The sequence below is a fragment of the Acidobacteriota bacterium genome, from assembly GCA_009691245.1.
Taxonomy (GTDB): Bacteria; Acidobacteriota; Terriglobia; order 2-12-FULL-54-10; family 2-12-FULL-54-10; genus SHUM01.
In genome coordinates, this window is the sequence record SHUM01000053.1 from 1 (window position 1) to 24,924 (window position 24,924).

The 24,924-nt window shown below is 58.7% G+C and carries 16 protein-coding genes, 1 tRNA gene and 2 pseudogenes; 3 read left to right on the forward strand and 16 right to left on the reverse strand.

Going from position 1 to position 24,924, the window contains the following annotated elements; all coding sequences use genetic code 11:
• Window positions 1-2: 2 nt before the first annotated feature.
• The 15 genes and pseudogenes from EXQ56_12045 to EXQ56_12115 all read right to left on the reverse strand — a co-directional run bounded on the left by EXQ56_12045 (window position 3) and on the right by EXQ56_12115 (window position 20,163).
• Window positions 3-79, reverse strand: a tRNA-Pro gene (locus tag EXQ56_12045).
• Window positions 80-248: 169 nt separating this feature from the next.
• On the reverse strand, window positions 249-3,254 hold the full coding sequence (locus EXQ56_12050) for a TonB-dependent receptor (GenBank protein ID MSO21166.1): 3,006 nt from the start codon (window positions 3,252-3,254) through the stop codon (window positions 249-251).
• A gap of 265 nt (window positions 3,255-3,519) precedes the next feature.
• Entirely contained in the window at window positions 3,520-5,436 is a 1,917-nt protein-coding gene (locus EXQ56_12055) for a hypothetical protein (GenBank protein ID MSO21167.1), read from the reverse strand.
• Between the two features lie 79 nt (window positions 5,437-5,515).
• On the reverse strand, window positions 5,516-6,070 hold the full coding sequence (locus tag EXQ56_12060) for a TlpA family protein disulfide reductase (GenBank protein MSO21168.1): 555 nt from the start codon (window positions 6,068-6,070) through the stop codon (window positions 5,516-5,518).
• Entirely contained in the window at window positions 6,060-6,398 is a 339-nt protein-coding gene (locus tag EXQ56_12065; protein ID MSO21169.1) for a hypothetical protein, read from the reverse strand. The genes EXQ56_12060 and EXQ56_12065 overlap by 11 nt, the downstream gene beginning before the upstream one ends.
• A gap of 254 nt (window positions 6,399-6,652) precedes the next feature.
• Window positions 6,653-7,564 carry a hypothetical protein gene (locus tag EXQ56_12070; protein MSO21170.1) on the reverse strand — a complete coding sequence of 304 codons (912 nt, stop codon included), beginning with the start codon at window positions 7,562-7,564 and terminating at the stop codon, window positions 6,653-6,655.
• Window positions 7,565-8,157: 593 nt separating this feature from the next.
• On the reverse strand, window positions 8,158-9,405 hold the full coding sequence (locus EXQ56_12075; protein ID MSO21171.1) for a divalent metal cation transporter: 1,248 nt from the start codon (window positions 9,403-9,405) through the stop codon (window positions 8,158-8,160).
• A 32-nt stretch (window positions 9,406-9,437) separates the two neighbouring features.
• Window positions 9,438-10,730 (reverse strand): CBS domain-containing protein, encoded by a 1,293-nt coding sequence (locus EXQ56_12080; protein ID MSO21172.1) that lies wholly within the window; start codon window positions 10,728-10,730, stop codon window positions 9,438-9,440.
• Window positions 10,731-11,058: 328 nt separating this feature from the next.
• Window positions 11,059-12,280, reverse strand: a pseudogene (locus tag EXQ56_12085) (ATP-binding protein).
• 230 nt (window positions 12,281-12,510) lie between these two features.
• Window positions 12,511-13,800, reverse strand: coding sequence for an ammonium transporter (locus tag EXQ56_12090; GenBank protein ID MSO21173.1), 1,290 nt, complete (start codon window positions 13,798-13,800; stop codon window positions 12,511-12,513).
• 511 nt (window positions 13,801-14,311) lie between these two features.
• Window positions 14,312-15,850: an ammonium transporter gene (locus EXQ56_12095; protein MSO21174.1), complete on the reverse strand. Its 1,539-nt coding sequence runs from the start codon at window positions 15,848-15,850 to the stop codon at window positions 14,312-14,314.
• Window positions 15,851-15,905: 55 nt separating this feature from the next.
• Window positions 15,906-16,094, reverse strand: coding sequence for a hypothetical protein (locus tag EXQ56_12100; GenBank protein MSO21175.1), 189 nt, complete (start codon window positions 16,092-16,094; stop codon window positions 15,906-15,908).
• A 33-nt stretch (window positions 16,095-16,127) separates the two neighbouring features.
• Window positions 16,128-16,913: a hypothetical protein gene (locus EXQ56_12105; protein ID MSO21176.1), complete on the reverse strand. Its 786-nt coding sequence runs from the start codon at window positions 16,911-16,913 to the stop codon at window positions 16,128-16,130.
• A gap of 326 nt (window positions 16,914-17,239) precedes the next feature.
• Window positions 17,240-19,327 carry a hypothetical protein gene (locus EXQ56_12110; GenBank protein MSO21177.1) on the reverse strand — a complete coding sequence of 696 codons (2,088 nt, stop codon included), beginning with the start codon at window positions 19,325-19,327 and terminating at the stop codon, window positions 17,240-17,242.
• Window positions 19,328-19,557: 230 nt separating this feature from the next.
• Window positions 19,558-20,163 (reverse strand): carbonic anhydrase, encoded by a 606-nt coding sequence (locus EXQ56_12115; GenBank protein MSO21178.1) that lies wholly within the window; start codon window positions 20,161-20,163, stop codon window positions 19,558-19,560.
• Window positions 20,164-20,270: 107 nt separating this feature from the next.
• On the opposite strand from EXQ56_12115, the gene EXQ56_12120 reads away from it, so the two are divergent.
• The 3 genes and pseudogenes from EXQ56_12120 to EXQ56_12130 all read left to right on the forward strand — a co-directional run bounded on the left by EXQ56_12120 (window position 20,271) and on the right by EXQ56_12130 (window position 23,791).
• The gene (locus EXQ56_12120) at window positions 20,271-20,669 is read left to right on the forward strand and encodes a PPOX class F420-dependent oxidoreductase (GenBank protein MSO21179.1); all 399 of its coding nucleotides are present in this window, start codon (window positions 20,271-20,273) and stop codon (window positions 20,667-20,669) included.
• A gap of 366 nt (window positions 20,670-21,035) precedes the next feature.
• Window positions 21,036-21,227 (forward strand): annotated as a pseudogene (locus EXQ56_12125) (DUF433 domain-containing protein).
• A 29-nt stretch (window positions 21,228-21,256) separates the two neighbouring features.
• Entirely contained in the window at window positions 21,257-23,791 is a 2,535-nt protein-coding gene (locus EXQ56_12130) for an RNB domain-containing ribonuclease (protein MSO21180.1), read from the forward strand.
• A gap of 212 nt (window positions 23,792-24,003) precedes the next feature.
• Here the strand turns inward: EXQ56_12130 and EXQ56_12135 are convergent, their stop codons facing one another.
• Window positions 24,004-24,681 carry a hypothetical protein gene (locus tag EXQ56_12135; protein MSO21181.1) on the reverse strand — a complete coding sequence of 226 codons (678 nt, stop codon included), beginning with the start codon at window positions 24,679-24,681 and terminating at the stop codon, window positions 24,004-24,006.
• Window positions 24,682-24,924: the final 243 nt, after the last annotated feature.

A 24,924-nucleotide genomic window follows, 5' to 3' on the forward strand; every position in this document is an offset into this window, starting at 1 on the left:
AATGGTCGGGGCGAGAGGATTTGAACCTCCGACCCCCTGGTCCCGAACCAGGTGCTCTACCAGGCTGAGCCACGCCCCGACGTTTGGGTGGGCGAATCCGGTCGCCGAACGCACGGCACCAGGCGATCCGTCTGCACTGTCTGATTAGTGTAGAGGCCACCTGTTCGCTTTGTCAACCGATGCGCCCATCACGCCGGTCTTTCCTTCATTAATCCTGGAACACCAACCGCCCTGGAGCACCAAGTGCCCTAGAACACCAATCGTAATGAAACCTGCGTTACGCGGCCCTTGTTCACCGTGTTCGTGATTTGTCCGAAGGTGGGAGAGGTTACTGTGGTTCCCGGGGCGCTGAACTGCGCGTGGTTGACAAGATTATAGAACTCGGCGCGAAACTGGAGTTGCTGCTCGGCTCGCGTCAGGATGAAGTTGCGGCCCAGCGCGAGGTTCCAGTTGTTGCTGCCGTCCTTGCGAAATGTCCGGAAGCCGATATTCCCGCTGCCGCCCACGGCGATGTTGGTGTCAAACGCCGGACATTGAAAGTAAGGGACCGTGTTGGCCGGCGAAACTTCCTTGCAGCCGACAGCACCCATTAATTTTTGCGAGGTGTCGGGATTGTCAAAGCTCGCGCCGAGTATGGTCGGGTCCAGCAGGTTGGGGCGATCGCTGCCCTCGGTATCAATGTTGCCGCGGCCCGGACCATCCGCGCCGGTGTATACCGAAAACGGCGTGCCGGAACGAAATGTGGTTGTGCCGGACACCGTCCACTTCGAGAACGCGCGGCTCACCCACGACGGAACTGCCGCCAGGGAATTTTCCAGCGCGGGAATCTCGTAAGAGTACGTCAGCGTAAGCGAGTGTGGCGTATCAAAGGAACTCACTGCCTTCAGATCGGGGATTACTATCTCCGTCTGGCTTACGTCGCCGCCGTTTCCGGTGTCGGCGAAATCGGCGATGGCCGTGTCGATCACCTTGGCGAAATTGTAGCGCGCCTCGAAGGCCAGTCCGCGGCTGCGGCGCTTGCTCCATGCAAGCAGCAGCGCGTCGTAGTAGCCTTGCGAGCCGTTTACAATATTATAGATTCTCCGCACCTGCTTGTTGGGACGGCGCGATTCCGCATCACTGGTGGTGTTGCAAGTGCGATTGGCGATGGGGATGTTGCATTCGGGACGCAGGTCGGGCACGGCGCGATTCAAACTGAGGCCGGTGAAGAGTTTGATCGTTCGGCTGCCCTGATAGCCAACTCGCACCAGCATCGCTCCTGGCAATTCGCGCTCGATCGCAAGATTATAGATATGAGAGTAGGGCACGGCGGCTGCGGCGTCGAGCGATCCCGTGCCGGAGATTCTTCCCGGTTGCGGCTGCAAGAAAGATATCTCGGGAATCTCCCGCAGGTCCGGCGCGCCGGCGGAGAAAGAGTTCACCAGCGGAGGATTGCCCGCCTGCCGGTTCCATGTGGCCAGTGTCAGTCCGCCAAAGTGAACGCCGTAGCCGCCGCGCACCACCATGTCTGCCACGCCGCTATTCCAGGCGAAGCCGAACTGTGGGCCAAAATTATTGGCGTCGGTGTCGTGCTGAAATTCAAAGCGATGCGAGACATCGTAGGGCGCGGTGATGGCTTCGTAGCGCAGGCCCCAATTCAGCGTCAGGTTCGGGCGCAGCCGGAAGCGGTCGTAATACCACGCGCTGTGCTCCCAGTTGCGATAACCGCGATATTGATTGCCCACCGATAACGCCAAGCGGCTGGGACGTCCGAGCAGGAAATTCTCGACAGCGGTCGCGGTGCGCATGGGGCCGGGGCAACTGTCGGCAATGACGATCTGCGTGTTCGCGTCGCAGATCAAAAATTCGCTGTTGAAGGTATAAGTTCCGCGCCCGTTGCTGGAGCGCTGGTCGCTGTCCCACAGATGCTTGATGATGAAGCCGGCCGAGACCGTGTGCCGGCCGTGCGTGTTGGTCACCTGCGGCGAAAGAAAATAGTGGTTCTCATAACGGCGGCGCGGGATGCCCTGTCCCGGCAGGCCGATGTTGCTGATCTCATCGCCCAGATCGAAATCAGGAACTTCAGTTAGCCCCAGGCTCCTGAGCAAATCCTGATAGCGCTCGGTGGGCAGCAGCAGCGCCGTGAGCCGGTCATAGTTGGCCGAAATCTGCCCGACGGTGGACGGTGAAAAATTCCGCGTATAGCTGAAGCGCAAACTATGCGGCTTGGTGCTGGTGGCGGGGTTTTGGCCGATGACCAGTTCGAACGGGTTTTCCTTGGTGTCCTGATACTGCTGATCAAAAACCCAGCGGTCGCCGGAGTGAACCGTACCATCGAGGTGGATGGAGAACGCGGTGCTGTCGATCTTGCGAAACGCGTTGGTGTTCAAATGGCGTGGGCTGATGTGCGGCAGGTTCGGCGCGGAGTCCGGATACGCCTGTAGCAAGGCGGAGATCAGGCCGCGCAGTTCCGGGTCGCTGGTGCGTGGCGCGCGCTCATTGGCCAGCGGAACCTGTATGTTGCCGTTCACGAAGCCGGTGTCCTTCACCTGTCCCCAGGCAAATGAGAAGGATGCCTTCTCTCGTATCAGCGGCCCGGAAACGGAGAATCCATACTGATTGCGGCGCGACGCCAGCAGCGGTCCGAACTGAAAGTAGGGCCGGGCGTTCAGCGAATGATTTTGATGAAACTCAAACAATGAGCCGTGAAACGCGCTCAACGGACGGCCCGCCGCCGCCCAATCGAAGGTATGCAGCGGATAGCCGAACTGCTCGCCATATAAATTGCGGTCGGCGCGAAATTCCGTTACGAATCGCCCATTCACCCCGGTGCGAATCATCTCGTTGAGGATGGCGTTGTTGTCGAGCAGAAGAATGAAGTCGTTGGGATTGCGCTCCTCCGCGCCGCGCACGGTCTCGGCCTCCGCGCTGGCCGCCAGGCGGATTTTTACTTCCACGTCCGGGCCACCGGCATTTACTTCCAAGGGGCCCTGACGTTGTTCCGCGAACCCGGTCTTCTGCACCCGAATCAGATAACTGCCCGCCGCAAGGGCAGGCACGTTGAATGTGCCGTCTTCTGCGCTCTGCATCGAAATGGCCGTTGTAAGACCATTGGTTAGGACATCTGGTGGGCCATCTTTTTGCACCGTAACGGCGGCTCCCGCCACGGCTTTGCCCTGCGCGTCGAGCACCTGGCCATGTATTTCCGCAGAGCGGCCTGCCAGCGCGTATGCGTGCAGCCACACGAGGGCTAATAGGACTCGGAGTAATCTCATTTTAGTGATTGAACTGCTCCCTTCGAGGACTCCCTTTAGTTTACCGCACGTGGCGTGCCGTAGGCTAGAGAGAGGACGGGGAGGTCGCGGGTCAGTTGGAATTTCCCGACCGCAAATTAAGCCGGCAAATTAAGATTGTCATCCTGAGCGCAGCGAAAGATATGCTTTGCGGTCTTCGTAGGAACAGCAGATCCTTCATCGCTACGCTCTTCAGGAGGACAACTTTTCAAATGGCCCACTACCGAAAGGGAAGGATCCGAATTCATCAGGGCGTAACCTTCGGGCGAAAATTCAGCAATTGGCTGGCGCGACGGCCATCGGGATTGGCGCCTTCCAGCAGCAGTTCCTGCGGCGAACTGGATTCAAACTCCACGTCGAAGGTCTCGCCGACCGAGACTTGCAGGTTGGCCGGCTGGAGCTTGTCGTAGGCGGAGGGCAGGTCCGCGCCGTCTTTTTTGATGACACGCCAGGCTACGGGTTTACCTTGTTGTTCGACTGGTTGTTCACCTGGGGGGCGCAGTGAGACGCGCAGCGATCCGAACGCCGCGGAGATATTGATGAAGCGCATCCGATATTTCTGTCCGGCGGAGAGCTGCATCGCCGTGGGCTGCGGCAAGCCATTCAGCAGGACCACCGGGCCAAACGGATTCGCCGGGCCGAGTGCAAACAGGAACGTCTTGTCCGTCTCCGGGTCATTCTGGGTGCCCGCTGGAAGAACGATGATCGGCCCCAGTATGCCGTTGGTAAGCTGATTCTCGTCATGGTAATGAGTGTGATAAATAAACGTTCCCGCGGTGGGCGGCGCCATGCGTGCCACGAAACTCTCGCCCGGCTCGATGGCGGGCGAGCGCTCCTGATCCTTGCCGCCCCACATGGGCACGCCGTCGTAATAGCTTTCGAGTTCTATGCCGTGCCAATGAATCGCCGTTGCATGATGACTCTGGTTCTCGACGGTAATCTCCACCGGCTGATTTTGCTGAAGAATAATCGGCGGGCCGACCAGAGGCGTTACACCCGCTGGCACGGTGGGCCTTGCAGGAATGCTCGCCTCGATGCCCGGCTCGGACAGTGTTAGTTCATAGAGGCTGGGATTCGCCGTGCGCTCGCCGACGCGCAGGTTCAACTTGCGCTCCGCGCGCCACGTTGTTGCCGGAGATGCCTTGCCGCTATCGACTACCGTGATGCCGAGAATCATTCCACCCATTCCCGCGTAGTTAACATCATGTGCTTTCGAGTGTTCGTCCATGGCGACCGGCGTGCCGCCGATGTCGCCCAGCTCCATGGGCACGGGCAGGCGCATATGCACCAATTTGTGGCAGTGATAGGTCCAGCGGCCGGGGGTCTCCGGAACCCAGGTCATCTCGTAGGTTTCGTCCAGATCGACCAGATGCGTGGCCACTTTCAGGCGTGTCGAGTCATCGTAGCGCGTGAAGGTCTCGCCATTGCCGACGCCTTCCACGTTGAAGTAGGAGCCATGCAGATGCATCGGATGGTTTACGTCGGAGGCATTGATCCACTTCCAGCGGACCGTCTCACCTTTTTCAAATGTGAATCGCTCCGTGAAGGGCCATGACTTGCCGTTGATCATGGTGCGTTGCGGGCCGTTCCAGCGCGTGAGCAGGAAGATGCGATCCTGTGGAGTTGCGCCCGGCGCGTCCACAACGAACGCTCCTGCCAACTGGGAATCCTTGAGGCGGCGGATAGGAGCCCCCTCGACGGGCGCTGCCACCCAATAGGAATAAGTGCCGGGATGGCCAGCCAGAAAACGAATTTCTCGTGTCTCTCCGGGCTGGACGGTGATGACTTCGCTGGCCTTGCCGGGGCGCTGGTGCAGACCGTGAAGAACAGCGGGCACGGGCGTCGCGTTGCGAAGTGTAACTTCGATGCGCGTTCCCTCCGGCACGCGAATCAGCGGGGCCGGCGCCTGCATTTGCTTGCCGACTTCCGCGAAAGCGAAGATGGGGATGGCGTCGCCGTCTTCCTCCAGTGGATGCCAGATGCCTTCGCTAATCTCCAGGCGCAGTTCCAGCACTCCATTGCGCAGCATGCCAGCGGGAGTACGATTGTCGTTGATGGTTACCGGCGGCAGAGTCGCGGCGATTGCTTGTGTTAGCAATGACGGCAGTCCAAGAAAAATCGCAACGGCAACGCGCGTCATCACCTGATTCAATGCACTCTGCATACGACCTCCAAGCCAAGAACTCAATGTCCTGCAATATACACGGAACCGCGGGTTATGGAAAGAGCGGAAGGGCTGCCGCTTACAGCAACTCGCGTAGAGATTTCTCGAAAGCGTCCTTGTATTCGAAGCCGACGATTTTGCCGCGCACAATTCCCGCGCGGTCGACGATCAACGTCGTGGGCAGGCCGAGCAGCCCCCAATCGGTCATGATCTCTGGATGATGGACGATCGGATACGTAACCCCAATCTCGCGGGCGAATCGCGCGGCGTCTTCCGCCGTGATGTCGATCGAGATTCCGATGATCGCCAATCCCTTCTCGCGATATTGCTGATGGAGCTGCTCGAAAGCGGGCATCTCCGTTTTGCAGGGTTCGCACCACGATGCCCAGACATCCACCACCAGCACTTTGCCGAGCAGCGTAGCGGACGATATCGGCCGGCCATCCACATCCGTAAATTCGAACGCGGGCAGCGGCTGGCCTTCGGTGGGCATAACCGAACCCTCGCCTATGTGGAATTCCATGCTGTGGTGATCCGTTCGCGTGGACTCCAATCCCAGCCCGATGATGATGGCGGCCGCCACCGCGAGCATTCCCAGGATGGCGGCCGCGCGTCCGGAAATTCTAAGGGGCATTCTTTACCTCCGTGATTTCCAGCTTCAGATTGCCCGTCGGCATCTTGGCCTTTCCTCCCCCTGCCGGCTTGCGGTAGAGGAAGCCTCGCACGGTAACGCGTGCCGCGGTCGCGCCGGGTTTGTCCGCAGAGAGTTTCTCTGCAGGTGAGTTGGGAACGATCTCGAAGGACTGCTTCGCGTTCAGCCGTAGTTGCAACGCTCCGCTCACCTGCTCGATGGTCCCGGTGGCCGTGATCTCCATCTCAGCCACACTCACTCCGCTGTCATAAGTGGCCTTCAGAATAAGATACGGGTCGAGTGCGGAGTCACTCTTCGGAGTAACAGTCACATGACCATCCCGCAGACTGACTTCCGCTTTGGCAACGCCATCCAGGCGTTGGAGGTGCTGCTGCACCCCGTAGGCTCAGAAGTTTCAGGTCATGCCCTCGACGCGCATATCGACACGATCAATGGCCGCGACCAGCGGACTGGCCCCCGCCCCCGCCATCGTCACCGCCAGAATCAGGCCTGTCAGAAAACGTTTGCTATTCATGGTTCTTACTCCTTTTGTAACTACTGGATGTTGACTTGAAAGTAAGTCACTTAACGAATTACAAATTGTTTGGTAAAGCCGAAGTTCAGGCGCCGCCGCTGTTCGTAGCCCGAGCCGTTCCAGTCCTGCCAGACGGGGAATTCCAGGCTGGCCCAGAAGACCAGGCCGCCGCGCGGGCTGATGTAAGTGGTCAGGCCAGCCGTGAAGATATCGTTCCCCGTGGCTGTCTGACAAACGCCCGCGAGGCGGTCGGGCGCGGCATGGCGCCAATGAAGGTCCGGGCCGATGAACCACTCGCCGCCGACCAGCGCGGTTTGCAGCGGGCGATAGTGAATCCAGAGCCGCGATTCCATCTCGTCGCCGCGCCGCCAGCCGCGGTCGCCTTCCGACCGCAAACGATAAGTGATCGAGGGATCGGCCACCAGCCGGTGCAGATTGAATAGGCCCGTGTAGGTGCCGCTTAGATTGAAGTGCCAGTCGGTGGAACCCGTGCCGGGTTGCAGCTCCGGCGCGAGCAGCGCTCCCGCCAGCCCACTTGCGTCGGTCTTTCCGGTGGGAAGTTTCGGGCCGGCGGAGAATGACGCTTGAGTGGTCCCGCGCGGCGAGTCCAGCCGCAGGAAGCGATACTTCAAGCTGAAGCTCGCGTCGCCCACGCCGGTTGCCGATTGTTCTCCGCCGGGCATCTGCAATTGGCGGTGAACAAACGGCAGTACAGCGGTGAGCTGGAAATCGCGGCGGAATGACCAGCTCGCGGTCAGCGGAATCTCGTGTTCGAAAGTTGGATGAATGACGCCGTCCCGCAGCGGCATCTCTCCCGCGACCCGCCGGTTCGAGGTGATTATGGAACTGTAAGAAATAAATGCCCCGTGAGGAAACAGTGTGGCGCCCTCTTCCGGCATGGGCCCCTGCGCCCGCGCCACCGTCGCGACGGCACAAAGCAATAAACGACACAATACGTTCATGAGATTCACCCCTTGGAAAAGGTTGCCAATTGGTCGATGTTCCTCGTTGCTCGGCGGCTTCACAGCACGCGTTCCGCCACGCAGGAAGACACAGATATCCGCGGAGATTGATTGGAATCAGGTAATAACGATGGGGGCCAGAGGGAAGTTAGACGCGCAGAGGCGGGGCACCGCGGGAATCGGGACTCTCTGCCGCGAAGGAAACGTATCGGTCAGGGTGAACGGCCAACAACGGCACGCTCGGAACTGAAACCGCGAGTACCGGCAGCATGGTCGTAAGCGCTACAATGTGGCTCACTGCGACCTTCTGCTCGCCGAGTACGGAACCTGTGAGGCAATTCAAACAACGGGGGCGTTCACTGGAGGAATCCGGCGCCTCCTGCTGCTGCGGGTGAAGCGGGCAGGGCGCGGACATCTTCTTCGCGGACTTGGGTGCTTCCTGGCCTATATTGGCCAGCGAACAAGCCACGGTTATGGCGAAGATGGGGGCAAGCATCCAGTTGGTTATACGCCACCGCATATTCCGCATAGTAGCATAGATTCGGAATGAAGTAATTGGGTTGCTCCGTCATCTCTGGCTCGGCCACAGGATATTAGGTCTTCCCTAAAAGTTGCATGGCGAGCAGGACGATACTCAGCACCACCAATCCGACGACGGTGGAGCCCGCGATGAAATTGTGGCCGCGCGAGTTGGTCATATTTCCGAGCAGGTCTTTGCGGTTGCTCAGGATGAGCATGAAAATGAGGACTACGGGCAGCAGCACGCCATTCGCTACCTGCGATAGGTAGGCAACTTTCACCAGGGGCATGCCCGGCAGCAGAATCAGACCCGCGCCGACCACGATGAGCAGCGTATAGAGCCAGTAGAACACCGGTGCTTCGCGGAATTTCTTATTCACGCCGGCCTCGAACCCCAGGCCTTCGCAGACGGTGTAGGCGGTGGCCAGCGGCAGGATGGAGGCGGCGAAGAGCGAGCCATTGAACAGGCCCAGCGCGAACAGCAGCGATGCGTTCTCGCCGGCCAGCGGACGCAGCGCGATGGCGGCGTCCGCCGCGTCCACGATGTCGCGCTGTCCCGCCATGAACAAGGTTGCCGCGCAGGAGATGGTGATAAACAGGGCCACCACTAGGGCGACGAAACAGCCTACGATGACCTCCACTCTGGACTGCGCGTATTGCTTGGCTTCCACGCCCTTCTCCACAATCGCCGATTGCAGATAGAACTGCATCCACGGAGCCACCGTCGCGCCGGTGATGCCCATGATCATCAGCAGGTAACCCGGCTCCCACTGTACTTTTGGAATGAGGGTGGATTCGGCCGCTTGCAGCCAGTCGGGCTTGGCCAACACTCCGGCGAAGAGGTAGCAGATATAGAAACTGCACGCGAACAGGAAAACTTTTTCGACGGTCTTATACGATCCCTTGACCACCAGCAGCCAGACGCCCGCCGCTGCCAGCGGCACCGAGATGTATTTCGAGATGCCGAGAATTTGCAGGCTGGAGGCCACTCCGGCGAACTCCGCCATCACGTTGGTCAGGTTCGCCGCGGTCAGCGCCAGCATCAGAAAAAAGGTGATGCGGAAGCCGAACTCTTCGCGGATCAGGTCGGCGAGACCCTTGCCCGTTACCGCCCCCATGCGCACGCACATCTCCTGAACTACTACCAACACAAACGTAATAGGGATCAGCGTCCACAGCAGCGAGTAGCCAAAGCGCGCGCCGGCGAGGGAATAGGTGTAGATCCCTCCCGCATCGTTGTCCACATTGGCCGTAATAAAGCCGGGACCGAGCACGGCGAGGAAGATCAGAATGTGATTCTTCCATCGTTTCAGAAAATTCATGTTCAGAATCACTCGGGTAAATCATCAGTTCGCTAGCGCGGGTGCAGTGCGGTGACTACATCGTCCACGGTTACTACGCCGGCAAGATGGCCCTGCTCGTCCACCACAGGCAGCGAGAGCAGGTTGTATTTGTCCACCAGATCGATGACATCCTTCACCGGGGCGTTTTGATCCACGGAGATCAACGGGCCCATCTTCAGGTCGTCGAGAATCTCCTGTGGCGCGGCTACCAATAATTGAACCATGGAAACCGCGCCGCGGTAGAAGCCCGACTCATCCACCAGGAAGAGGGTATTGAAATGCGTCGGCAGATCCGGTGATTTGCGCAGCAGATGGATGGCGGCCTCCACATCGGCGGAGTGCGGGACGGCCATATATTCTGTGGTCATCATGGAGCCTGCGCTGTTGTCGGCATAGTCCATCAACCCGCCGATTTCCGCAGCGTCTTCACGGTCCATGTCCTGCAACAATTCTTCGGTGGTCTCCTCCGACAGATCGCCGAGCACGTCGGCGGCGGCATCGGGAGCCATCTCTTCCACGATGTCGGCGGCGCGCTCCATGCCGAGGGAATCAATGATGGACGGGCGCAGGTCGGGGCGAATCTCTTCGAGCGCGTCGGCGACCGTTTCATCGTCGAGTGTGGCGAAGATGGACTGGCGTTCCTGCGGCGTCAACTCTTCCATGATGTCGGCCAGATCGGCCGGATGCATCTCGCCCAACGCCTGATGCGAGATGTTCAACTTCACCTGACGGCGGGGATCCGGTTCGATCAGGTTGACGAAGTTCCATGGAATGATGGTCTGCTTCACACGGCCTTCGAGCTGGCGCAGCCACCCGGCTGGCACGGTCCCTTGCAGCAGCCTCCTGACGGCGCCACCGACTCCGATATCGACGCCAAACAGCAGTAATTCCTTTTGCTCGCCGAGGGTTCGGATTTCCAGCAGTAGATCATTGACGCGGACCACCTTGCGTCCGTTCACGTCGATGATCTGCTGATCCATTAAATCGTAGCCAAGCTGGAGCAGGGTATCGTCCGGGATGGATGCTCCCACGCGATCTTCGGTAACGCTCAGGTGAATGCGGTTTTCTTCGATCGAGGAAACGTCTGCCCAGACGACGGCGCGCTGCGCTTGGGCTCGTCCGCCGCGGGCGCTGCGGATGGCAATGGAGGCGACACGCGGCGGATGCGTCGCTATGCGCACGGACACATCCGCCACGCGGCCCACGCGTTTTCCGGCGGCATCGTAAACGGCGGTGCCCAATAATTCCGAGAAGTAGTGCATGGGACATCTCCTTGCGCCACGCATCGTGCGCGGTTGTTCCATTGGCCCGCTGGCTGACGCGGGCGGGACGACTCGCGCGCATTCGCGGGCTGATTTCAGGGCAAAAAAAGCCGTGGCTGGTAAGCCACGGGAGGCCTCCCGTCCGTCGCGCTTGGGCAACGAACCGGAATCCCAGTGCAGGCATCATCTCCGTCCAGCTCCGTCCAGGCGCATGGCCCGGCATGGTCCCATGCATCTCGCTGGACTGCTTCCATCAGCCTCGAAGCGAAGATGGCGCGGGGAATGACGTGAACCCTACATCGCTAGCCTCCTCTGCCTTAATAAGATGTTTCGCGCAGTATTGTCAAGATAAAATGGCGCGCAGAGTGTACTAGGTTTGTTTTGTCGGTGTGGGCTTGCTGGAATTGGTGGAAGGAGCCGGAGTTGCTTTGGGCATGGTTCTTAACATGGATTCGTCAAATAGCGGGACCGTGAAAGTAGTATCGCCATATTCCGGCTATAAATCATGCCTTTCTTGATTAAGCTGGAACGTACTGGAGCTATCGACTGAGACTTAACGCCCAGCGCGGCCGCAACGTCCCCAGAACGCTGGCTGCCAGGACCGAGCAGGGCAAGCTCCCTCAGATATTCTCTTTCGCGTGGGGTCAGGCGATCAAAACAGACCCGGAAGAAGCTCTTGTCCAGATTCGTTATTGCCAGCTTGCTGGCCCGCTGAATGTCTTCCACCGTGATCGGCGACTTCTCTGCAATGTTCCAGGCTTCATGCCCCCATTGTTGCAGAAAATATGGGTAGCCTTTGGTTTCTCTTATCACGTCCGCTATAGCTTCTTCGGTAAAATTCACCGCATGACTGCGGACGGGGCTTTGTAAAGCGCGATGAGCGTCAGGGTCGATCAGAGGCCCAACCTCGGGGAAGTCAAAGAGCCTTTCCGCGTAAGACTTCGATTTTCCGGAAAGACCGATTACTTGTGGCAATCCAGCGCCAACTAAAATCAAAGGGAGATTTCGCTGATTGATTTTATGCACCGCCATGATTAATGCGCTGAGTTCTCTTTCCTTCAAATATTGCAGCTCGTCAACGCATATGGCGATCGCTGTTTTGCGGTCAGCGGCTGCTTCGCCAACCGCGACGAAACTTCGGGAAGATCCGCTTCCAAATCACCGCTGTCCGCGGACCCGATCTCCGGATCAAGGGAGAGTTCCAGTTCTCCAATTTTGGCCTTGATGCTTCTAATGAAGCTGCCCAATACCCGAAAACCACGTTTTACTTTGTCGCTCATGTCTTTCATGGCGTCGAGCGAAAACAATATCTGCCGCAAAGGGGGAACTAGCAACGCGGCGAGAGACTTATCTTCATGCGCTTCAATTAACACGGCCTTGAAACCGCCGGCATCGGCATTCCCCCAAATTTTATTCAGCAACACGGTTTTACCGACACCCCTGAGTCCCACAAGAATCAGGCTTTTGGACGGTCGGCGATTTTTAATTCTGTCCAGCGCAATGCCCGCGCTGGACAGAATATCATCACGACCTGCCAATTCAGGAGGCTGTGATCCAGCGCCAGGCGCGAATGGATTGATTCTAGGGTCCATAGGTTCTAGTAAGTTTAATCAAGTTTATCTACTTTCACGATAAACTTAATAAACTCTGAATATTCGTCCTATCTTATTGATAAAAATCCCACAAATTCTATGGCTCGAATTGCAAAAATTAGCGAGCTCCTGCAACCTGGGGAAATCCCTGCCAATAAAAACGCCGCAGCGAGAAGGTCTTCTCACTGCGGCATTTCACCGACGATTGCGGGAGCGCATTAGAAGCTGCGCTAGTCCAGCATGTAGCCGGCTTCGCCGTGCTGCGATTGATCGAGACCTTCGCGCTCTTCCTCAGGGGAAACTCGCAGGCCCACCGCCATGTCCACTACCTTGGCGATAATAAAGGTCATCACACCTGCGAGAACCCAAGTGATGATGACGGCCATGAACTGATTGAAGAGCTGGCCGGGATTGCCGCCCAGCAGGCCGTCGGCGCCGGCGGGGTTGACCGCCTTGGACGCGAACACTCCGGTCAGCAATGCGCCCGTGGTTCCACCGACTCCGTGCACGCCGAAGACATCGAGCGAGTCGTCATAGCCGCACTTGCTCTTCAGATAAACGCAGGCCCAGAAGCAGATCAGTCCGCCGATGATTCCCATGATGATCGCTGCCATGGGACCAACAAATCCCGATGCCGGCGTGATGACCACCAATCCGGCCACGGCACCAGACACTGCGCCGAGCGCGGTGGGTTTGCCCTTGGCCATCCACTCGGCAAACATCCAGGCCAGCATGGCGGAAGCAGCGGCGAAGTGCGTTACCACCATGGCGTTGCCGGCCAGTCCGTTCGATGCCACCGCGCTGCCGCCATTGAATCCGAACCAGCCGAACCACAGCAGGCCCGCGCCCACCAGGGTCATGGTCAGGTTGTGCGGGATCAACGCTTCCTTGCCGAAGCCGATGCGCTTGCCCATCACCAGCGCCAACACCAGCGCGGAGACGCCGGAACTAATATGCACCACGGTGCCGCCCGCGAAATCGAGCGCTCCGAAAGTAGCGTCGGCATTGAAGAAATTCAACATGCCGCCCTTGCCCCAAACCCAGTGCGCCAGTGGATTGTAGACGAACGTGGCCCACAGCACGGTGAACAGCAGGAGCCCCGAGAACTTCATGCGCTCGGCTACCGCGCCGGTGAACAGCGCGGGCGTGATGATGGCGAACATCATCTGGAAGGCCATGAAGACGATGTGAGGAATGGTGGCGGCGTAGCCGTAAGGGTCGGGCGTCTGGCCAACGCCGTTGAGGAAGAGCCAGTCAAGCCCGCCCCAGAGTGACCCTTCATGAAATGCCATGCTGTATCCATAAATCGCCCACAGCACGCTGACTACACCCATCATCACGAAGCTGTGCATCATGGTGCCCAGCACGTTTTTGCGGCGGGTCATGCCGGCGTAGAACAGCGCCAAACCCGGCGTCATCAGCAGCACCAATCCGCAGGAGACGATCATCCACGCCGTATCGCCGCTGTCAATTGTTGGGGCATCATCCTGCGCCATCAGCAGGGCGGGCGCAAGCAGCATGCAAACCGCCAAGGCCAGCACAGTTGAAAAACTGGATTTTATATTGAGGTATCGAAGCATATCGAGGCTCCTTCCTAAGTCCGAGAAACAAGTGAAATGTTTTACAGATTGAGAACACGAGTCCAGCCGTATCCAGCGGCTTGCTGCGTGATTGCATTTCCATCAGGGTGATGGAAATGCTGCAACACGCTACAATCCGCTGCATCAGCCGTTGCCAATCATATGGAAGATGGGATATTGCGTCAAGAAGAAAATGCGCGATGCTCACAAACTATGTGGCAGTTGATATCAAACAGAGCCGCGACCGTTCCCTTTCGGTCGCGGCTCTGTTTGGAGATGCGTTACGGACCAATACGAGCTGAGAAATACTTGGATGTGCCTGGATGTGAAGGAGGCGTCCCAAGGCCGTGAGGAAGGGTCGCAGCCCCGGAACGCCCCCAACGGTTCTCTCCAGACGGCAACTCCCGCTCCGCCGTGTGGGGCAGAGCGGAAGCCGCCGCTGAAGAAACGCTTAGGAATTCTCCTGTTGCTGCGCGGAGATGTAGCCGGGGACGCCCATTTCGGGGATGTCCAGACCCATCACTTCGTCAGCCGCAGAAACGCGGATACCCACCAACAGATCGGTCAACTTAAATACGATGAAGCCGATGATGGACACATAGACGATGTTGGCGCCCACGCCGATGACCTGCGCGTAGAACTGCGAAGCATCGCCGTAGAAGAGACCCGTTACCGGACCGGCCACGCCGTTCCAGCCATCGCCGTAGCTGCCGTCAGCGAACAACCCGAGCGCCAGACAGCCCCAGGCGCCGTTCACGCCATGCACCGCAATCGCGCCGACCGGATCGTCAATCTTCATTTTGGCGTCGATGAAAAACACGGCCTCGACCACCAGGATGGCAGAGATGACCCCGATCAGGCAGGCAGCCTGCGAAGTGACGAATGCGCATGGCGCGGTGATGGCGACCAGACCAGCCAGCAGTCCGTTGCACATCATGGAGGGATCCGGTTTGTTGCCGCGCACCAGCCACATCCACAGCGTCGCGGTAAGCGCGCCGGTCATGGAGGCCAGCATGGTGTTGACAGCCACCACTGAAATGCGCAGGTCGGTGCCAGCCAGCGTGGAGCCGGGATTAAATCCAAACCAGCCGAAGGCCAGAATGAACGTACCGATGATGGCCATGGGGATGTTGTGTCCGAGAATGGCGTTGGGTGAGCCGTCTTTATTGTACTTGCCGATGCGCGGGCCGATGATCCATGCGCCCACCAGCGCCAGCACGCCGCCGGTCAGATGGACGACCGAGGATCCGGCGAAGTCCACGTGCCCGTGACCCAGCCCGAAGTTTTTGCCCAGCATGGCCAGCCAGCCGTAACCCCAGACCCAGTTGCCGTAGATGGGATAGATGATGGTGCCCACCGCCAGACCGTAAATCATGAACGCGGAGAACTTCCAGCGCTCGGCCATGGACCCGGTGGGGATGGTGGCGGTGGTGTCCATGAAGACCATCTGGAACAGGAACAAGGCGAAGACGGCCACGTCATAATGTCCCGCCAGGAAGAATCCGGTGCCGCCAAACAGACCAAAATCCTTGCCGAATAAGCTGATGCTGATTTCATTGTTGAGCCCGTCGTAGCCACCCAGCGTGCCCAGCGCGCCGACGCCGCCAAACATCAAGGCGAACCCGCAGATATAGAATCCCAACATGCCTAGCGGGTAGATCATGAAGTTCATGGACATGGTATGGGCCACGTTTTTGGCGCGCGTAAACCCGGTCTCCACCATGGCGAATCCTGCCTGCATGAACATGACCAGGAAGCCGGTTATCAGAACCCACATCATGTTGGCTCCGATCTTGTTCTTGCCTACCTGCGCGGCGACTTCCTCAATGGTGTGCGCACCCGGCGTGGCCGCTGCCACATCCGCTCCCGTGCCCGTGGCGGCGCCGCTCGGATCAGGCTGGCGCGCTTCCTGAGCCAGCATGAGCGAGGGGGCTGCGATGGTGATCAACAGCCAGCTCAGCAACAATCCTGCAACCAATTTTCTCGACATGGTTCCTTCCTTCCTTAACTCACTCGGATTTTTTTCTTACCGTTGGGGTATTTTCCTATTTGCTTTTCGTCGACGACCCGGCCCGCTTCGCCGCTTTACCCTCTGCGGGCTTGGCGGCAGCGATGATGATCTCCATCAGATCCATCAGTTCAGCAACATGCTCAGACCGCGTGCCGTCGAATTTCTCAACGTCATTGAGAGTGGCAATTGTCTGGCCCAGGTCGTCGACGAGAAGGATTTTCATAACTTCATTCGGCCGATTTTCGGCCACCACAGACTAGGGAAACGTGATGCCGTAATACAGAAACAGGTAACGATTCTTGATGTCAGAATCGGAGAGGCTGTCGTTGCCCAGGCTATAGCCGATGTTGAACAGGCCGTTATGCGGCAGCACAGCGGAGATGCCGGGCGTGAGGTATCCAAATCCGCTCACGCCGCTGATCCAGTCCGCCACGATGCTGACTTTGGAGCTGATCGGCTGCTCGATGCCCACAATCGCTCCCATTTTGGTTCCAATGTAATAGTCTTCGGCTCCCACAATGCCGTAGGGTCCGAAGGTAAATCTCGGGCCAAAGTCACCGGTCTTCACCTTCTTGCTGAAGTTCGCGTAGACCAACCCGTAACTGTCGGCGCCGTCGCGATGGTTGATCGGCGTATACCAAATGACTCCCGCCGAAGCGGCAATCCCTTTGTCGTCGTTCGCCACGAACTTGTATTTGATGTTCGGCTGAAAGTAGGAGAAGGTTGTGCTGGGATCGCCGCCCACGCGATAATTGGCGATATTGAAGCCCGCTTCCAGATTCGGCGCGAGTCCGACCACGATGCGGGGCAGGATGATCTGGACGCGATCCGCACCATCGGCCGTCGGTGCCTGGACCAGGTAATCAAATTCAAAATACCCCTTTTTCGGAGATACCGTGTCAGTAGTGGGGATATTAAAGATCGTCGACTGTGCCATGGCTGCCTGTCCAAACGCGACAGCGGCGGCCAGCGCCAAGACCGTTAGCTTCAGTCCTCTCGAAGCTTTCATTACTAATTCCTGCATGGTTGTTTTCTTCTTCATTGGATATTTGTTCTCACCTTCCTTGAGTTTTGTTGATTGATGCCGTTCACTGATAACCGGCAATCTGTCTGTCCCTATCATCGACATTGGCAGATTAATGGGAACGGTATGGCCATGTCAACCTAAAAATTGATTATTGTTAAAAATAATTTGCCTATTGTTCAATAAATAATTGCCATTTAAACAATAGTAACCAACATCCTATGATTTTGACATTGGAATAGTGCCCAGATTGCATTTATTGATTATCAGTGTAAAAAATGTCCAAAGGCGCTGCGGGGCAGTCAGGTAAACATATGTTAACAATATATTTATCAGTTTTTAATCTATTTTGAAGCGGAGGTTTGAGGAGGGAGAAAACCGTCGCGGCCATCTTGAATGAACAGCCCATTGTTCACTGAGACTGCCAACGCCTGGGAGTTGGCCAGCACCAGAACGGAGTTCAGATCGAAGCTGCCGTAGTCCGTCGCGGCGGGCGGACCCAGGCGTGAATACCACTCGCCGCCATCGAGCGAATAGAATGCACCCGCCGCGCCAGCCAGCAACACCTGCCGGGGATTAGCCGGATCGAAGGAGATGTCTGCTACCGCGCCGCCGGGCAGGCCCCGACCATCGCTGTTCCATGTGGCGCCGCCATCGTTGGAGCGCAACAACCCTGCCTCGGTGGCCGCCAGCAATTGCTGCGGATCATTCGGGCTGGCCGCTAGATTGTGAATGCGTACGGGCTGGCCGCCATTGAGGCGCACCGCGGACCAATTGCGCCCACGGTCGCGCGAGATGCTCAGTCCCAAGGCGGAGGCTGCCACAAGCTGGTTGCCAGCGCTGCCATTCACTGTTGCAGTGATCGCATAATGCCCGCTCCCGCCCTCGCTGCCACCCCCGCTCCCGCCATTGGTATCCCCATCCAGCAACAGCGGACGCCAGGTTTCTCCATCGGCGCTCTCGAATAATCCATGCGAGGTGGCGGCGAGTATCGGCTCCTCCGGGCTGCGCTGATAGAGGTCGCGCACGGTGATAGGTGGTTGCGAATTTGGTTGTGCGGAAGAGGACGCCCCGCCCGTTCGCGCTGGAACCTGCCACTTGCCGCGCTGCTGCCAGATGGGCTTGTCGGGAGAATATTCAAACACGCCGTCGGGCGTGCCCGCCAGCAGTTTCCACGAGGGTTTAGTAACGATGAGCAGGCTGAGTACGTCATGCCCCTTCAGGCCCGCGCTCAACTGCTGCCAGCTTGCCCCGCGATTGTTGGTCATGAAGACGCCGCCGAAGTCGCCATCATGCAGCACCGAGGCGTAGAGCACCGGCTTGTCCGCCGGAGCCGCCGGATCGGTCACCAGCCGCGAGACCTGCCGTTGCGCGAATCCCCAGTTGGCCCCGCGAAAACGCGCCCCGCCATCCAGCGTCTCCATCACCCCGCCGTGGTCCATGGCGATGAAGAAACGTCCGGCGTCGCTAATGGCGGCGCTGCCGTCATCAGTGGTGTTCAGGGTGGGGTCCAGCACAATGGCGTTGATCGACCAGGTATGCGCCGTCAGCCGTTTCCAGGTCTCGCCGCGGTCTTCAGTGCGCCACAACCCTTCCGTTGTTCCCGCATAAACGATGTTGGTGTTGCGCGGCTCGATCACCAGCGTGTGGGTGCGCCGCGAAGTGGAGGGGATACCCTGAATGCGCTTCCATAGCGTGCCCGCCGTGTCGCTGCGGTAGATTCCCGAGCAGGCTGTGGCGTAAACCGTATCAGGATTTTTGGGGTCGATCGTTATGCTGAAGACATCCGAGTCGTCCAGCATGCCCTTCTTGATGGACACCCAGCGCTGGCCGCCGTCGCTCGACTTCCAGGCCAGATGCCACGTCCCGGCATAGACGATATTAGCGTCGCGCGGATCAATGGCCACCGACTCGACACTGTGAATCTCATCATGATTCAGCGGCGAGATGCGCTCCCAGTTGGCCCCCGCGTCGCGGCTGCGGAAGACGCCTTCGAGCGTCCCGGCCACCAGAGTGCGCGAATCCGACGGCGCCAGCGCCAGCGCCCGCACCGACTGCTCCTTCATTCCTTCGAGCGCCTTCCATGTGCGACCACGATCCTCGCTCTTCCACACCCCGCCGTCCTTATCGCGCAGACTCCACACGCCCGCGTACACCACTTGATTATTGTTGGGATCAACCAGGAGTTGATCGACCACCCAGTAGGGCGGCAACTGCAATCCACCGAGCGGCGTCCATGTGCGCCCGGCATCCACCGTCAGATAAACCTGACCGGTGCGCGTGCCGGCGTACATGCGATCCGGGTCGCGCGGATCAGCGGCCAGCGCGCGCGCGTCGCCGCCATAGGGGCCGATGGCCACCCACTTGGCGTCGAGGCCGCTTGCCAGAAAGATGTTCGCCAGAAGAATCAGCGTCGCCAAACGAATGCGCATGGCAACACTTTAGCACCGCCATCGAATCATGTGAATAGGAACGACGAGTTGCCGCAGGTGGCAATTTTGTTTCATTCAGGCACATGGGCGGCGCTGGGCCCTGCGGCGTTGCTGCTGCTGGTGTATCTGCTTTTCGCGGCTTCAGTCCGGCATTTTATGTAAATGCCTTCGGCCATTTTAGGGCTCGGATCAGGCTATCGCAGCAGTAAAAATGTTCTACGCCAACCGCTCTACTGCGCGCCGCCGAGGGGCAGGAATTTGCGCTGCGCGGCGTCATAGGCGGTAACGGAGCCGGGGCCGATGTCATAGACCCAGCCGTGTAGCGCGAGGTCGCCTTGCGCCAATCGCGCCGCCACGGCAGGATGCGAGCGCAGGTTGTTCAATTGAGTGATTACATTCCGTTCCGTCTCGGCCAGAATCAGCTCCGGGCTGGGCTCGGCAACGTGTTGCTCCACTTGAGCATAGCGCAGCCAGGCCTGCACGGTTGGATACTCTTCGAGGCCTGTGGGGTTGAGCGCGCCGCGCATGACTCCGCAATCGGTGTGGCCGCAGACGATGATGTCCGGCACGCGCAGCACCCCGGCGGCGAACTCCACCGTGGCCGAAACGCCGCCCACGGCGTCCGGGTACGGCGGCACGATGTTGCCAATCACGCGGCAGATGAACAGCGCGCCGGGCTTGGTCTGCGTGAGCAGGCAGGGATCAATGCGGGAATCCGAGCAGGTGATGAACAGCGCGTCGGGCCGCTGGCGCGTGGCCAGCGTCTCGAACAGTTCCTTATGTTGCGGAAACACCTGCCGCTGAAACTGTGCAACGCCTTCCAGAATCTTTCCGATGGGCACGGAGTGGTCCTTCCTGGCGGGTGCGCACAACGCAGCCCGGCGTGCTATATTGCAAATATATTCGCACTCGATTTTAGATCATCGCGTTAAGGAGTTAAAACATGGCCGGCTCATATCCCGAAAAATTCAAGGACCTGCTCGAGAAAAAATCCTTCGCCCACCTCGGCACCATCATGCCGGACGGCACGCCGCAGGTTACGCCGCTGTGGTGGGAGTATGACGGCACACACGTCCTGGTGAACTCGGCGCGCGGGCGGGTGAAGGACAAGAACATGCGCCGCGACGGGCGCGTCTCGCTGGCCATCTCCGACCCGGACAATCCCTACCGCTATGTGCAACTGCGCGGCCGCGTGGTGGAGATCACCGAAGAAGGCGGCAAGGCGCATATTGACAAGCTGGCCAAAAAATATTTCGGCCTCGATGAATACAAATTGCGCAGCGCCGCCGAAGTCCGCGTACTCTACAAAATCGCCATCGACCACGTGCAGACCATGGGGTAGCGTGACGCGTGCTCCGCGTGAAAGTGAGCCACGCGTAAGCAAGCAGGTTACAGGGCCGGCTCGCGGGACCATCGTTGGGTGACGTCCTAATTTTCGATTGGGTGAATGAGCAAACCCACCAGGATAATGGCAGCTCCCATCAACCGGAATACGGTCACACCTACTGTCATTCCACGAGCAATCCGAAATCTTTCCGCAATAAGGGTTTGCAGCGCCGAAAGTTCTCGCGCGAAATAAATGAGTGCTATCCCTAAACTTACTTGGAAGACGGCAACAATAGCAAAATTCATGGTGCCTGAGGTGGAACTCAGGGAGCCTATTGTAACCCAAGCAAGAGTATGCTGACAGATTGTTGGAAAGCAGAATATGTTTGACCGTATCACGTTTGACCCCAACATCCTTGGCGGCCGCGCATGTATCCGCGGCATGCGCATCTCCGTGTCGGTGATCGCCGGATAAATTGCCCACGGCGCAACTTCTGACGAAGTGCTTGAAGGTTACCCAGATCTTCAAGAAGAGGATATCCAGCAGGCTGTCGCGTTTATGTTCGCTTGCTAACGCGCGCAGCTCTGTGACAGGCTACTAACATGGGACGCCGCTTCAAAGGTCCGCCGCCGTTTCGCAGGCCGCAACCGCAGGCGCGCCAGCCCGCCATGGGGCGGCTGGTGCAGCATCGCGATGGCTATGGCTTCGTCATTCCTGATGAGCCGCTGCGCGGTGTGGATGGCGACATCTTCATCGGCCCGGCCTCCATCGGCGACGCGCTGCATGGCGACCGCGTGCTGGTCTCGAACGTGCGCGTGCGCCCCGACGGCCGCGCCGAAGGAAATATCCAGCGCGTGCTCAATCGCGCGCAGACCATGCTGGTCGGCATCTTCCACTCCGGAGGTTCCAGTAACTCGGCACACAATTACGTGCAACCCTTCGATGACCGCGTGCCGCACCGCATCCTCATCCCCAAGGGGCAGGAAATTCCGCCCGGCAAATCGCCCGCGGATAGCTCGGACGCCGCCGCGCCCGGCAAACTGGACGGCGCGGTGGTCAACGTCGAGATCACCCGCTTTCCTTCCAACACCCAGAGCGCCACCGGGCGCGTGATCGAGATACTCGGTCGCCACGGCGAGTTTGGCGTGGATGTGGAGATCATCATCCGCAAGCACCATCTGCCGCACCAGTTTCCGCCGGAGGCGCTGGCCGAGGCCGAGAGTATTCCGCAGATGGTTCCGGCTGAAGAGGCCCCGCCCCTTAACAAGATTAGGCGTGATTTCCGCGCGCTGCCCATCGTCACCATCGACGGCGAGACGGCCAAGGATTTCGACGATGCCGTCTGCGTGATTCCGCTCGCGAACGGCAACTTCCAGCTTCAGGTACACATCGCCGACGTCTCGCATTACGTGCGCCTCGGCTCGCCGCTCGACCGCGAGGCGCGCCTGCGCGGCACCAGCGTCTACTTCCCTGACCGCGCCGTGCCCATGCTGCCCGAGGCGCTTTCGAACGGCATCTGCTCGCTCAAGCCGCAAGTGGATCGCCTGGTCCTCTCCGCGCTGATGGAGATCGACGGGGACGGCGAGACGGTGGACGTGGAGCTGTGCGAAGGCGTCATCCGCAGCGCCGAGCGCATGACCTACACCAACGTCAACAAAGTTCTCGAAGGCGATGCGAAGATGAGCTTGCGCTACGCGCCGCTGGTGGAAGAGTTCAAACGCATGCGCGACCTCGCATTGATACTCAACGCCCGGCGCGTGAAGCGCGGCTCCATTGACTTCGACCTGCCCGAGCCGGTTATTTCACTCGACGAGACCGGCGCGATGGTCTCCATCACCCGCGCCGAGCGCAACATCGCGCATCGCCTGATCGAAGAGTTCATGCTCGCCGCCAACGAAGCCGTTGCCCACTACGCCGAGCGTTGCGAGACGGCCAGTCTGTTCCGCGTCCACGAGAAGCCCGAGCCGGGCAAAGTGCTCGCCTTCGAGCAGATCGCGGGCACGTTCGGCTACTCGCTGGAAATTGAAGGCTTCGCCGTGAAGCAGTTCGCCCTGGCGAAAACGTCGGGCGAGTCCGGCCGCGGCGGCCAGAAAAAGAATTATCAAAAACAAGGAAGTAAGAAATTTGCCGGGCGCGGCGCAAAGGGTGCGAAGGGTGGCAGAGACGCCGGTGGCCGCGGCGAGACAAACAGGAAATCGAAGATGATCGTCGAGTGGCCGAGCGGCGCGGAAGCAATTTCGCCGCGCCACTATCAGCGGCTGGCCGAGAAAATTTCCGGCAAGCCCGAAGAGCGTATCTTGTCTTACTTAATGCTGCGCTCGCTGAAGCAGGCGCACTATCAGGAACCAAACGTCGGACACTTCGCGCTGGCCGCGCCGAGCTACACGCACTTCACCTCGCCCATCCGCCGCTACCCGGACCTGATAGTGCATCGTGTGCTGCGCGCCATTCTGGCGCTGCCAAACCAGTCCGAAGCCAAGCCCGCGAGCGTGGTGGAGCCTAAAGGCCAGCGCGCCAGCGACCTCGCCGTGCCGCTGGCCCTAAAAGCAGGACGACAGGCTGGCCGCGCCGAGCGTCCGCGCAAGGCGCACCGCCAGCACACCAACAAATATAAGAAGGCCAGCAGTGATGCCTCGGATAACGCGCTGCCTCTCGGCGCAAGCGGCGCGGGCTTTGGCGGCGAGGGATTCCAGCCCATTTCGCGCGGCGAACTGGTATCCATCGGCACGGAGACCTCCGAGTCGGAGCGCCGCGCGCAGGAGGCCGAGCGCGAGTTGATGGAGTGGAAAAAATCCCGCTTCATGCGCGACAAAGTGGGTGAAGAGTTCGACGCGCTGATCACCAGCGTTACGAAATACGGATTCTTCGTGGAGCTGGCAGAAATTTTCGTGGAGGGGTTAGTCCCCGCCGAGTGGCTCTCCGACCGCAGCTTCATCTTCGCCGAAGAGTCGCGCGAATGGATCTCGGGCCGCGATGCCAGCCGCGCCGCCGTACGAGAAGGAAGCCGCCGCGTCAAAGAGTCCGGCGGCTCCGGCCAGAGTCCGCGCCGCCGCTACCGCATCGGCGACCGCCTGAAAGTTACGCTCGACCGCGTCGGCGACCTCGGTGGCAAAATGAGCTTCTCCGTCGTCGAGTAGCTGGTTGAGTAGGTGGTGGAGTAGCTGGGCCACGAGCCGCGCGATTTTGGATTCGGGGTTGGTAGCCACGGCACGGATTTTGTGCCGTGGGCCTTTCTCCGGCATTTCCAGAAAATCGTTGTTTTCGTGGGCGCCACCACATCAAACAAAAATCTCACGGCACAAACTACGTCCCGTGGCTACCTCCTCGTATGAGGAATCTTTGTTCACTGCTATTGTTTGCGCTGCATGAATTGATTCAGGGAAACCGTCAATCCGCCAATGAATCGAAGATCATCGTGCCCACGGCCATTATTTAGGTCAAACCCAAAATAGGCGTTCTTCAAGAACAAACGCACTTCGGCATACCCGCGGAGGCGTTTCTCAAGATTATAGTCTTTCCTGGGAGGGAGTGGTTCAGGTTTCCCAAGACATACAGAAGGATCCTTCAAACAATTGTCTGCATCGCTTTTAACTGTAACTGCTGATGCGGTTTCAAAACTTTGAAACTTCCCCAATGAAAAGTCAAAATAGGCAGCAGGAGACCAATCTTTTTTCGTAGATTCCTTGTCGGCCGAATACAAAGTAAGTCGTAGTCCTCCAAGGTAGGAATCATATAGATCATCTTGAATATTCCACACCCTAGTTGTTCTTTGGGTGTCCGTTACGCTCTGTGCCCCCCATTGGAATGTCGGTCCCAAGCCCCAGTGGAACTGCTTGCTTCCTACTTCTCTGAGGCCGAAGTTGTAACTCACAAGAATGCCGAATTGCACCTGCTCCGCTTTCTGTGATTGGAGAAAGGCGGCTGTGGGAGCGATTATCTTTCCGCCTTCGCTTGCGGCGCCAGCAACAGGAATGGTTGTCAATCTAACATTCACAAACGGTTCAATATACAAATCATCGAAATTCATATTTTTTGCCCGGAAGTCATATGCAAGCATTCTTGGTTGAGTTTCAAAGGCTAGATAAACGGCGGCCTGGCTAAACTGCGGAGACTCAAAGGTACTGACCCGCCCGAGATTTTGTACCAATCCTTGTGAGAGAGTTTACATCACAACCTGAGGCCGAGAAACTGGGTTTTTGACAGGGCTATAGGCCCCCGGCGCCGGGGGCCTATAGCCGAGCGCCGAGTGCGGCCTGCGGGTGTTGTACTG